Source organism: Paraburkholderia strydomiana (assembly GCF_031456815.1).
Classification (GTDB): domain Bacteria; phylum Pseudomonadota; class Gammaproteobacteria; order Burkholderiales; family Burkholderiaceae; genus Paraburkholderia; species Paraburkholderia caledonica.
Genome location: NZ_JAVDVL010000005.1, coordinates 485738 through 497761, shown reverse-complemented (window position 1 = coordinate 497761; position 12024 = coordinate 485738). Strand labels below are relative to the sequence as shown.

At 59.0% G+C, this 12024-nt stretch carries 10 protein-coding genes and 2 pseudogenes; 7 read left to right on the top strand and 5 right to left on the bottom strand.

The annotated features are described in order from the left end of the window. The coding region (locus tag J2W46_RS17295; RefSeq protein WP_310355227.1) for a hypothetical protein at positions 1-219 on the bottom strand (219 nt) is incomplete at its 3' end. Here J2W46_RS17295 and J2W46_RS17290 point away from each other — a divergent pair. The 6 genes and pseudogenes from J2W46_RS17290 to J2W46_RS17265 all read left to right on the top strand — a co-directional run bounded on the left by J2W46_RS17290 (position 197) and on the right by J2W46_RS17265 (position 6636). Beyond that, positions 197-1671: pseudogene (locus J2W46_RS17290) on the top strand (ISNCY family transposase). The gene J2W46_RS17295 and the pseudogene J2W46_RS17290 overlap by 23 nt on opposite strands. 1290 nt (positions 1672-2961) lie before the next feature. After that, on the top strand, positions 2962-3411 hold the full coding sequence (locus J2W46_RS17285) for a MarR family winged helix-turn-helix transcriptional regulator (protein ID WP_310355224.1): 450 nt from the start codon (positions 2962-2964) through the stop codon (positions 3409-3411). A 38-nt stretch (positions 3412-3449) separates the two neighbouring features. Further along, positions 3450-3758 carry a hypothetical protein gene (locus tag J2W46_RS17280; protein ID WP_310355223.1) on the top strand — a complete coding sequence of 103 codons (309 nt, stop codon included), beginning with the start codon at positions 3450-3452 and terminating at the stop codon, positions 3756-3758. Continuing rightward, positions 3755-3925 (top strand): annotated as a pseudogene (locus J2W46_RS17275) (DHA2 family efflux MFS transporter permease subunit); the annotation flags it as partial. The gene J2W46_RS17280 and the pseudogene J2W46_RS17275, both read left to right, overlap by 4 nt. Beyond that, positions 3913-5913, top strand: a complete 2001-nt coding sequence (locus J2W46_RS17270; protein ID WP_310355221.1) for a two-partner secretion domain-containing protein — start codon at positions 3913-3915, stop codon at positions 5911-5913. The pseudogene J2W46_RS17275 and the gene J2W46_RS17270, both read left to right, overlap by 13 nt. Before the next feature lie 216 nt (positions 5914-6129). Continuing rightward, positions 6130-6636, top strand: coding sequence for a hypothetical protein (locus J2W46_RS17265; RefSeq protein ID WP_310355219.1), 507 nt, complete (start codon positions 6130-6132; stop codon positions 6634-6636). 159 nt (positions 6637-6795) lie between these two features. Here J2W46_RS17265 and J2W46_RS17260 read toward each other — a convergent pair whose 3' ends face one another. The 4 genes from J2W46_RS17260 to J2W46_RS17245 form a co-directional block, all read right to left on the bottom strand. Beyond that, complete coding sequence (locus J2W46_RS17260; protein WP_131319237.1) at positions 6796-7173, bottom strand: DUF4304 domain-containing protein; 378 nt, start codon at positions 7171-7173, stop codon at positions 6796-6798. A 137-nt stretch (positions 7174-7310) separates the two neighbouring features. Next, the gene (locus tag J2W46_RS17255; RefSeq protein WP_310355216.1) at positions 7311-8138 is read right to left on the bottom strand and encodes a hypothetical protein; all 828 of its coding nucleotides are present in this window, start codon (positions 8136-8138) and stop codon (positions 7311-7313) included. A gap of 293 nt (positions 8139-8431) precedes the next feature. Then, positions 8432-9673: an HWE histidine kinase domain-containing protein gene (locus J2W46_RS17250; protein ID WP_310355214.1), complete on the bottom strand. Its 1242-nt coding sequence runs from the start codon at positions 9671-9673 to the stop codon at positions 8432-8434. 449 nt (positions 9674-10122) lie between these two features. Continuing rightward, positions 10123-10332, bottom strand: coding sequence for a hypothetical protein (locus J2W46_RS17245; protein ID WP_020066020.1), 210 nt, complete (start codon positions 10330-10332; stop codon positions 10123-10125). Between the two features lie 897 nt (positions 10333-11229). Between J2W46_RS17245 and J2W46_RS17240 the strand changes: the two genes are divergently transcribed. Then, complete coding sequence (locus J2W46_RS17240; RefSeq protein WP_020066019.1) at positions 11230-11931, top strand: sterol desaturase family protein; 702 nt, start codon at positions 11230-11232, stop codon at positions 11929-11931. Positions 11932-12024 lie beyond the last annotated feature (93 nt).

The window sequence follows — 12024 nt, the reverse complement described above, 5'->3', positions numbered from 1 at the left end:
GTGCTTAAAAGCCCTTGAAAGTAGATATTTCTGAACTTCAAAACCGGACATTTCTAAAAAGTCCAAACCCGGACATCTCAACAAAGCCTCGACAACTGGTGTGAGTCCCAGGTTCAGATGTCGCGTTTCCGCTAAATAGAAATGTCGTATTTCGACATTAGTTTGATCGTCGACCATCCGTTTGGGAGCGCCGGCGATGAACGCGACTGGGACGATCACGATGACGATGCGTGAAGTGGATCGGTTCAAGGTCGTTCAGGCCGTGACCGAGGCCCGGCTCAAGCCGGGCCAGGCGGCTGAGCGCCTGGGATTGTGTGTACGCCAGGTCGAGCGGCTGGTGCAGCGTTATGAGGCAGCCGGCGTGGCCGGACTGGTGTCGGGCAAGCGTGGCCGGCCGGGCAATCACCAGCTTCCTGCCGGCAAGGCGCAGCGGGCGCTGGCGCTGATCCGCGAGCGCTACACGGATTTTGGGCCGACGCTGGCGTGCGAGAAGCTGCGCGAATGTCATGGCATTGAGCTGGCGGTCGAGACGGTACGCACGCTGATGCGGGCTGGCGGGCTGTGGATTCCGCGCAAGGAGCGCCCGCCGAAGGTGTACCAGCCGCGTAACCGCCGCGCATGCCTGGGCGAACTGATCCAGATCGACGGCAGCGATCACCGCTGGTTCGAGGACCGGGCGCCCGCCTGCACGCTGCTGGTGTTCATCGATGACGCGACCGGGCGGCTGATGGCGCTGCACTTCACGGCCACCGAGTCGACCTTCAGCTACTTTGAGGCGCTGGCGAGGTATCTGCACGCGCACGGCAAGCCAGTGGCGTTCTACAGCGACAAGGCCAGCGTTTTTTACGTGAAGCAACGCTCGGAGACGGCGGGCAAAGGCGTCACGCAGTTCGGCCGGGCCCTGTACGAACTGAACATCGACGCGTTCTGTGCGAACACGATCAGGCCAAGGGACGTGTCGAGCGGGCCAACCTGACGCTGCAGGATCGCCTCGTGAAGGAGCTGCGGCTGCGTGGCATCAGCACCCGCGAGGCGGCCAATGCATATGCGCCCTCCTTCATCGCCGACTTCAACCGTCGGTTCGGCAAACCGCCCAGGAGTGATCACGACGCTCACCGGGCGTTGCATGTCGACGAGGATCTGCGGCAGATCCTCGCGTATCGCGTGCCACGCAAGGTCTCCAATGCGCTGACCGTGCAGTACGACCGCGTGATGTATCTGCTCGATGACACGCCCGTCAGTCGTGCGCTGATGCATGAGTACGTCGAGGTCGTTGAATACCCTGATGGCGTCATCGAGGTCCAGGCCAGCGGTGTCACGCTGCCGTACCGGCAATACGACCGCATCACGCGCATTGATCAGGGTGCTGAGCTCGAGAACAAGCGGCTTGCAAGCGCCCTGGAGGTGGCGAGGCGCGTGCAGGCCGTGCGCGATGACCGCCGTGCCTCGGGCTCGCCCTCACGTACGCATTGCGGTGAGGAAGTACGCGCGAAGCAGGCGCTCATCGGACTGAAGAAACAGCGGGCAATTGATGTTGCCGACATCAGTCATGCTGTTCTGGAAGTCAGTGCTAAAGCAATGCGGGGACGGGGGGCGGCTGCGCCGCCCCACCCCAAAACCATAAAAAGAAACAAGGCTAAAATCGCTCTGAAACCCGACATTTCGATTTAGCCGGAGGTGCGACATTTGAACTTAGCGGAGACAAATGGATGTAGCGGCAATACGAGATGTCGTGTTTCGCTGCTGATGCCGCGGACCGGCCATACCGCCCGCCGACCTTCCTATGCCGCGTGTTCGAACCTCTTGAGCGCGGTCCAGGCGCTGAAACGCGGCCGGACTCAGAGGACAGCCTCGGCCCGGACCTCTACATTGCAAGAGAAATCGCCCATGCTCACGGCGGCGATGTGGCCGCAAGGTCTGACGAATCGGAAACGGTCTTCACCGTTCGACTACCCCGTGGAACTCCCGACGTCTGAAAAGACCCACCACACCAACGCTAACACTTTCGACTGGAGCGCCGATTGCGCTGATCCGCGCTGACGAGCCTCTCCAGTCATGTCTATGCGGCGACCCAAACCAGTTGACGAATGTCGCTCAGCGACGACCGACGTGGGGTGCATGCATTTTGCCGTCAACGATAGGCAGTCCGTCGAGTTCCGATGGCTGCATCAATTACTTAATGTGCGGCTTCGATGACGCTCCAGATTCGTTCAGTGGAGTCGCCCGTGAATCGTCTGGCGATGACAGCATGGCACTTGGTGCACCGATAGTGCTCGAGAGCGAGCGTACCGTTACACTCAGCAATGCCTATCAATGTGAGGCTGTCTTGCCGTTGAACATCGACGGGGCGGCCGTCGATGTTGGCGCATATATCGCAGACTTCCAAAGTGCCTCCTCACCTCGTCGTTGACGTTATCCAGTATTCGAACTGCCGTTTATGTAGCTACCCCGGCTGTCCCTTTTTGGACATCACTGACAGCACTGGATCGACATCACTCGGCGCCTTCTGCCTCCGAGCGGGACGCTGCCCCGCTAAAAGCTATTACCCTTTCCCCGCTCCCAGCGTTCGCTCTACGGCGAGCGCCCAGTGCCAACCGCCGTCTTGTTCAAATACGTGAAGCGTTGAGCCGTGCGCATCCCTTGATTCCGTCATGTGCGCCTCCGCCGGCGGAAACCGGATCGACGAAAAATGCCTTACCGTTTTCCGCTTGAGCATAGGCGCAAAATTGCTGCATCACAACAATAAATTGTGGTGCCGCCTATTGATGAGCACGGCTTTGTGCCGTAGGCGGCCATTTGCCGCCTCCCCCGACAAGGTATTCGAGCGCCAGCTTCGCACGCAGAAATCAGCCGGACGACGATCCGCAGATACATTCCGGATGAATGCGCGCGTTGTAGTTCGCGCCCGCAAATTAGACAGATAAACTTGCAAGTTAATCTGTCTTGATCTACGCTTCACTCATGGCTCGCTCCCGTCAATCCACTCCGCCGCTGGAATGCGTCGTCTCTGATCTAACGCTGGCTGTCGGCCAGCTGTTGCGTCGGCTGCGCAGCACCAATCCCGGCGACGTGAATCTGTCGCAGTCCAGCGTGCTCGCGAGGCTCGAACGTGAAGGCCCCATGACCACCGCCGATCTCGCGCGCGCCGAATCGATGAAGCCGCAGTCTATGAAAACCATCCTCGCGGGCCTTGAAGAGGAGGCATGCGTCGAGCGCGAAGCGCATCCCACGGACGGCCGCCAGATCCTGTTCGCGATCACGCGCAAAGGGCTGAACGAACGCAAGCGGCGCACGGCGGCCAAACGCGAATGGCTGCTGGCGAAGCTCGAACAGTTCGATCCGCAGGACGTCGCGACGCTTGCTGCGGCCATTCCCCTCATCATGCGGCTCGGCGATTCCACGCCTCCCTAGGGTTTCCGGATTCTCCAGCTTTCGTTGAAGGACGAACCATGAGCTTCGTTGCGATCTTTTTCGCGGGTGCCTTCCTGTGCAACGCGATGCCGCATCTCACCGCAGGTCTGCGCGGCGAGGTGTTCCCTTCTCCGTTCTCGACACCGCATGGCAAGGGGCCGTCGTCGCCGCTGGTCAATTTCCCGTGGGGCATGCTGAACGCATTGATCGGTCTGGCGTTGCTGGTCCACCATCCGTTCGCGCCTGGCGTGAACGTCGATAGCGCGGCGCTGCTCGTCGGCGTGCTAGTCATGGGTGCTTTCACATCGGTTCATTTCGGCCGTGTACGTCGCGAAGGTCTGTTTTGAGCGCGACGCAGCGCGATCAGCTCGATCCGCTGGTCTGGAAAATTACCGCCGTCGCCGTACTCGGCTCGCTGCTCGCGCAACTCGATGCGACTATCGTCAACGTGTCGTTGTCGGGTCTCGCGCAGGATCTTCATGCCACATTGCCCGCCATTCAGTGGGCGTCAACATCAACAACGGCAACGGCGCGACGCTCAATCGCGTGACAGGCGGCACGCCGTCGATCATCCTCGGCAAGCTGAACGCGACCGGCAGCGTCTACCTGATCAATCCGCAAGGCATAGTGGTCGGACCGCAAGGCGTGGTCACGACGGGCGGTCGCTTCGTTGCCTCCACACTCGACACCGACAACGCGTCGTTCATGGCCGGCGGCCCGCTGACGTTTTCCGGCCAGTCGACGCAACGCGTGGTGAACCTCGGCAATATCGGCTCGACGAACGGCGACGTGCTGCTGATCGCCGCGAGTGAAGTCGACAACTACGGCAACATCAGCGCGCCGAACGGCACCGCCGAGATCGCGGTGGGCAACAAGGTGCTGTTGCAGGACTCGTCCAGCTCGCAGCAGATGTTCGTGCAGACCGCGAGCGGTGGCGCGATCGTCAACACGGGCGCGATCGAAGCGGCACAGGTGAACCTGCAGGCCGTCGACGGCAACATCTATGCGTTGGCCGGCAACGCCGACGTGCTACGCGCGACCGGCACCGCGGTGCGTGACGGTCACGTGTGGCTCGTCGCGGGTCCGAAAGGACAGGTGATTCTCGCGGGCAACATCGCCGCGAAAAACGCCGACGGAAAAGGCGGCACGGTCGATATGGACACGGGTCTCTTCACGTTCTGGGGCGACTTCGCGAAGGTCGTCGCGGGCCAGTGGAACGTCACGCTGCCCGCGTACACGTTCGACAACGGCGCGTCGCGTTCTTTCACGCGCAGCCTCAACGACGGCACATCCATTTCGATGACGACCACCGGCGCCAACGGCCAGAGCGGTGACCTCGTCGCAGATCAGAGCATTCAGTGGACCGGTGGCGCATCGCTCGCGCTGAACGCGGCACATAGCCTGACGGTCAGCCCGGGCGTCACGTTGAGCAACCAGGGCAGCGGCGCGCTGACACTGCGCGCGGACGCAGCGAGCGTGAACAACGGCGGCAGCATCACGAACAATGGCACCATTGACTGGTCGCAGAGCACCGGCACGGTTAGCGCGCTGTATGACATGAACGGCAGTTACACGCCCGGCACGTTACTCGCAAATTGCGCGTGGGTCGCGCCTGATTACAGTGGGCTCGTTACGCAAATCACAGGCTACAAGCTGGTCAATACGGTGCAGGACCTGCAGAACATCGAGAGCGATATGAGCGGCAACTACGCGCTCGGTCGCGACATCGACGCGACGGGTTACGCGTTCAAGACGCTCGGCTTCGCAAGCAAAACCTCGTTCACCGGTCAGTTCGATGGCATGTGGCATAGCGTGTCGCATCTCAATCCTGACATCTCGTTCATCAGTGATATTGCCGCAAACGCGGTAGTGCGCGACGTCGATCTCCTCGACGCGTCGGCCGGGAAACAGGTGCCGTCGGGTCAATCTGAGGGCATTCTGGCCATGACCAATCACGGCACGGTCGTCAACGCCTTCTCCTCCGGCGTCATCGGTCCACGTAGCAACGACACGTCGGCGTCAGTAGGCGGTCTTGTGGGCAGTAACTTTGGAACAATCGCACGTTCGGGCAGCAGTGCCACGGTCTATCCAGACAGCGGCGGTGGCGGACTCGTCTCCGACAACTACGGAACCATCACGCAGTCCTATGCGACTGGCATGGTCCAGGCGATCGCGTCGCGTAGCCCAGCGGCAGGTCTCGCCGACCACAACGTGGGCACAATCTCGCAGTCGTTCGCAGCGGGGAGAGTTCTGGCATTTAATCCATTGAACGAAGGCGGAATCTGTGTGCGTTGCACAGTGCTCGGCAGCGACGTCTACTGGAATAAGGAAACGACAGGACAGGCGGAAAGCGGCGGCAATCTGCCCGCTTTGAACGGGCTGACCACTGCGCAGATGAGTGACCCGAGGAGCTTCGTCGGCTGGAACTTCAGCAGCGATGGCGCCTGGGCGATGCCGGCTGGCGCCACGCATCCGGTGCTGCGCTGGCAGGTGGAACATTGAGCGGAACACGTTGCTGTGGGACTGGATCAGTACGCGAAATCGTCGCCACCCCTTCCCCACTCGACCCAACTGAGCCCGACGACGACTGGCTCTGATCGACCTGATGCGGTCCTTCAGATTTTCCGAAATCGGCCGTTAATAGAGCACAGTATGCACGTATGTTGTGTTCCGCGCTGTGGCATATGTGAGTGACCACGCCTATCTGGATGAGGGTATATGAAGACCGCTGCGAAGCATTTGTTGGGGACTGTGTTTGTCGCCTTGCTTTGGATCCTCTCGGACGTTGCGCTCGCCGACAGTGTCGCAGCTCAGACTTTCTCGCTGGACCCGAGGGTCGAAAAAATTGCTGAAGCGTACGCGTCGGACGCCGTCGATTTCTCGGCAAAACACTTCACGACAAAACTCGATTGGTCGGATGCAAGCATTGCAGATGTAGAGAAGATATTGGGTCAAATGAACCTGTCGTACGCCAACACCGCCCCCAAGCCTACCGATGACAAAGTCATGGCTTTCGCAAAGGTTTTCGGAAGCTACGTGGGCGAGGTGTATCGCCGCAATCATGGAGGCGAATGGGGTATCGTCACGCTCGGCGGAGAACGCTATCCAGGCATGCAAACCGCATCCGGTACCGATTTTTGGCCTTGGGGTCGAGCATTCGATCGAATTACGAAGGGCCATGAAGACGATATTGCCGCCTACTACAGTGCGCTGCTGAAAAAATAGACAGCTGAGCGAGCAGCTTCTTTTTCAAACTGCTTCGAGGGCAACGAGAGTTGTCAATGATCTAGGGGCGTGTGTCGAATGTCCCGTACTGTGGCCGAAGATCGTCGCAGGCCCTAGACAGCAGCCGACCCAACAGTCGCTTACGCCGAAAAGGCGACTTTAGCGAGTAGTCCACCAACGTTCAGCCTCGTCGATGTGAGCGCATAGCGAGTCCGCAACTGCCATCGGCGAAGTGCCGTCATCGAATCTAAACCAGTTGTCAGCATCCGGTCCCGGCGACCCCAGTCTATGACGCTGACTGGGATGCAAATCGTGCGCCGTGACCTTGCCTCCCGATATGAATTTGCCCCAATAGGTGGTGATTCCTTCTATACCGCATTGAGATAGCTCCACGACGAAACCTCCCCCGTGTCGGTCGAACTGCACCGTCAACAGATCAATTCGACTTTCTCGCTGCCGTCGAAAGTGAGGCAGCGAACCTTTGAACCCTAGCTGACGGAGCGCGGGAACAAAGCGCACTTTCAACGCGTGGTTCATTTCGTCACGGCTCATCGGTGTGTCCAGTCAGAATGAGTCAGTAAGGTCACCGCCTGTCTGCGGAGGCGTGATTCTCGACGATTCAGACGATGAAGTCGAATGACTGAAAGTGGCCGATTAGGTGAGGTCGCCAACGTCTAGGCCGTCTCGTTGAAGCCAAGGGTCTTCGTTTCGGACGGCGGGAAAAAATGCGGTATGGCGGGGCTGTTCATCGCAAAAATATTTAACTGCGCGCCGTACAGGACGTGGCCGGAGTTTGAGGTGAAGCTAAAGGTCCCGTTCGCCGAAGCCTGAGCACTTTTATTAAACGCAAGAAATCCTGCGGCGGTAGTCGGGTCCTGGGCCAGATTGATCGGTGAGCCGTCAGATGTTGTGTAGATACCGTCCTTCATTTGATACTGTTGAGCGTCGCTGCCCAAACTCTTAAAAAGGTCCAGGAAGCCAACCAGGCCGTCTGCCTCTTTGCTTACGTCGTCTAACTGTGCCTGCGTAAGGGGCGAACCATCCGCGTCTGCCCAAGATGCATAGCCGGCGACAGCATCATCGTGGAATTTCCTAACGGCTTGGACAAGGCCCGCGTTGCTGTTCAGTTTCCCCTGAATCCAGCTTTTATCATCTGCGCTAAGGCTCTTCGATACGACCTTGATTGAACCGTTACTCGACTGGAAATCGAAATGTGCATTAGCGAGGTCCGGGCGCTGTGACAACACTGATCGCATCGTGGAAACCAGGGCGTTTGCGATGTCTCGCGCGTCACTACCCATCTTCAACGGTGCGCCGATCGCATCCATATATTTCGCCAGGCGAGCTGAAATAACCGAGGAGTCAAGGGCAGTCACCGTTAGCGGTGCTGCCGCCGTTCCATCGCTTGACGCGGCCTGTTTCTGGTTCAGTGCAATCGAATTCGGATTGGTGCTGGTCGCGGTCGCCGCTGTCGCATTTGTCGAAATAATAGAGACGCTCACTTTCCCCTCGCAAAGGTTTATTTCGTAAACGTGCTTACGGCCGCAGCTGCTGGAACTTGATGGACCGCTGATTTCCGGCCTTGGTTTTCATCGACCCGCACGGTGTTGCAAAACTAGAAAGCGGTCAGTCCGCCGAATCAGGGTTTCCCGGACTGGAGCACCGCAAAGCGGACGTTGATGACCTCACCCAATCGGCCAGGAACGGACCTTCGAAGTCAAATGGCAGAACGGCTGCTAGCGAGGAGTTACCGTTTAATGATTGGGGCGGCGATCAATCTGCTTGCCGCGGCCGTTCAGGCGGCCAAACTGGCCAGCGGCAATGCAAACCTGACCTTTAGACCTTGCTTATGCCAACGCAACTCCAGGCTGCCTCTGAATCGGCGCGTGACGCTATTGCGCAGCAACATGGCGCCGAACCCCTCTTTTTCGGGAGGTGCATCTATGGTCGGGCCGCCGTCTTCTTGCCAAAGGAAGTCGAGCACCTCATCGCGTCGCTCCCAGCTCAACAGGACGCGCCCCCCGTCTGCTGAAAGCGCGCCGTACTTGGCGGCGTTCGTCGCCAGCTCATGAAGCACTAACGCAAGACCTGTCATCGCTTGCTCGCCAAGGCTCAGATCTTCGCCTACCACAATGAAACGATCGTGATCTGCGGACCTATAGGGTTCGAAGATTGCATCTGTCAGCCCCCGCAGCGTGGCTGAGGATGACACCGACGCAGTCGGGCTCGCGCGGGGACTCTGGCGGGCGAGCGCATGTGAGGCGGCGAGGGCATGCAGTCGACCTGACAGGGTATTCGCGAAATCTGCGGTTGACGTGGCCAGTCGCGCGCCCACTTGAATCATCGAGTCAACGACAGCGAACACGTTATTGACCCGATGGTCCATTTCGCGCGTCAACATCTCCTGCTGATTTAACGCTTCGCGTAAACGCTCCTGGTTTTGCTGCATGGCAAGCGCGATGGCAACGAACGACGCCAGCTCCCGCATGATTCGCGCGTGCCCGCTATCAAAGTGTCCTTCTTCCTCGGAAACGATCCACAGCGTCCCGAGCGGTTGTCCGTGGGCCACATACAGTGGGACAAGAAGCACCTCGGGACAGCTCACTCCTGCCTCTGCAATCCACGAATAATGGCGCTCCGGGTGCCGCGTCAGGGTGGGCTCAAATCGATCAAGGCAAACGCCGCAGGGACTGTAATTGCGTGGAGTGGTCCCCCCTTCGAATGGCGCGAGCTTGCCTCGCAGATGACGCCAGCGAAAGATGCCGGCTGTGCCTTCCTGCGGCTCGAACGCGCTGATTCCGGCGGACGTTGCACCGGTCATTAACATGGCGCGCTCGACGAGCTTTGGCAGGAGCTGTTCGGGATGGTCCAGCATCTGCGCACCAATGTCCTGCAGCGCAAGCTTTTCGCCGAGGTGATCTACGACGTTGGGGACCCGCCGTTGGAGTTCAGGGGTTATGTACAGGTCATACGGGGGCACGGAAGCACGCGCGGCCATACCTTCCTCATATCTTTGAACGACGTCCAGCGACTTCAACGCGATCTGCCATTAATCCTTAAAGGGCCCTCGGTAATATCACCCGGTCCCCGTAATTTTATGCCGAACTGCACAAAAAAACAGTAACCGAAATACATGTTTTCGGTCTTTCCAATCGCGCGTCAGTCTAATCCAATGCGCAGGCGCGCAAAGATGGTCCAAGCTTAATGGCGGAATTCAAGCGGGGCATTCTGGCACAACCGTTTGGCCAGCAATGCATGGAAGTCGTTGATAACGCGCAGGGCGTCCAATTCGTGAGTTGATAGTCGTAGCTACCGCGGTGTGACGCATGGAGGCCGAACGGCGCATGAACAGCCCGTCGCCGACGCCCAGGATCGTTGACATTCCTGCGTCGGTTGTGTTGCGAGTGCAATCATCTTTCGATCCGAAGTCCAGACTGTTGAACGGCAGCGCCTGCCGGCGATCGGCGCATCCTCATTAAACCGTGGCTAGCGACGTCCGCTGCGGCCCCATACATAGCGCACCCACCGCTGCCACCGGCCCTGCGGCGGAGCGGATGAGCGGTGCGCAGCCTGCGCTTCGCGGTCGCGCTCAACGCTCTTCTGCACCTGCTCGTGGATCTGCCGTAACGTCATGCCGCCGGGGCCTTTCAGCTTGTCAGGATCGGAATCAGGATCGAGATTGGGATCGTCTGTCATGGGAGTCGCCTGTTCCTCGTGAGGCGACTTGATTTTGAACCTGGTAACGATAATTGCAAAATTGCGCTTTCAATGGTGAACGCGCGAATAGCCGAATTAAAAAAATGGTCCGAGGCGAGTTTCAACCGGTCGAGACGGGGTGCGCGAATGGCCGTTCCAGTTTGCAACCAACGTGCCGTAGCGCTCGCATCGGGCCGGATGGCCGATGAGAGTCGACAAGCGTCTTACGCGCCATCGCCCGTCGAGCATTCGATTCCTCTCGTCGCGCTGCGGCGCTGCGCGGCGTTACGCCTGACCATCCTTGGCAACCCGCACCCCTACCCTGCTCCGGCGCCAGTTGTTGAAGTTCGTAACTTCCGCTAATGGTGTCCGTTGGAGCGCTAATGGCGTCCATTAATTCTGCTAGCGTGGCTTTTCCACCGGAACACGAACGCTCCGCGCGGAGCGACTAGGAAGGCGCAGCACGATACTTCGGTTGTTGACGGCAAAAACACTCGATTGATGAGGAATCCGACTCAAATCACGAAACCCCTCCCTGGATAGCGTTTAACCGGGCGCCTGATGTTGGTCTCCGTTAATTCTGCTAGCGATGTTCACAGCATTTGCTAATGGGAGATGAACCTGGCGGGGCTCGGCGGTTGATGAACACCACGAGCGTGCACGCCGGCGGCCGCTGCGCCCGTGGCACCCGTAGCCCGGCGTCATACATTCATTGCTGTCGGCATTCCATCGTGCCAACTAAATGCTGTCAGCCGGGATAACACGGATATCAGCGTCGATGATCCAAGGCATCAAAAAACAGTATTAGATGTTATAGGTCGATCTCGCTATGTTTGTGTTCACACACCAGGCTGCGCCCGAGGTCGGATCAGCAGCCACACCTGGAAGGAGACATGGATGAAATACGACGAAGACGTTCGCACGCGCTCATACCGGTTTCGCGACGAATATGTCGCGGCTACACCGGCGTGGTACAGGGGTGAGATGCACCTGGGCTTCACGCTGTTGTTCACGGGCGGCGTGATTGCGTACTGTATCGCGCAATTGCATGCGCCGACGTTTTCCGAATGGCTCGCCGTCGTTCCGCTTTTCCTGTTCGGCAACTGGGCCGAGTGGGCTGCACATCGTTACGTACTGCATCGGCCCACCAAATATTTCAGCATGATCTACAAGCGGCACTGTGCCGTTCATCATCGGTTCTTCACGCACGTCACGCTCGAGTACAAGGGGCAGAGGCACTGGCGCGCGCTGCTCTTTCCGCCGTTCGCACCAGTGGCGTTCGTGCTTGCCGCCGTGCCGTTTGCGCTTCTAATCGGCTATGTGTTCTCTCGCAATGCTGGCTACATCGCGCTGCTTACCATGGCTTCGTATTATCTAATGTACGAGGGCCTGCACACGCTTTCGCATGTCACCGATAGCCCCTTGCTCGACCGTATGCCGTTCGTCAACACCGTGCGCCGGCTTCACGTGACGCATCACGATCCGGAGCTGATGGCGACGCAAAACTTCAATCTCACGTTTCCCATCTGCGACATGTTGTTCGGAACGCGCAGCGACGTTGCGGACACCGCACGCGAGCCGCTCCAACGCAGTCGCTAGCGCTAATAGCTACCGTCAGTGCCTGCTGAGACTTCTCGCGATGAAACGCATAGGCTCGCCTACGCTCCTGCGGATCTGGCGCAGCCCCACGTC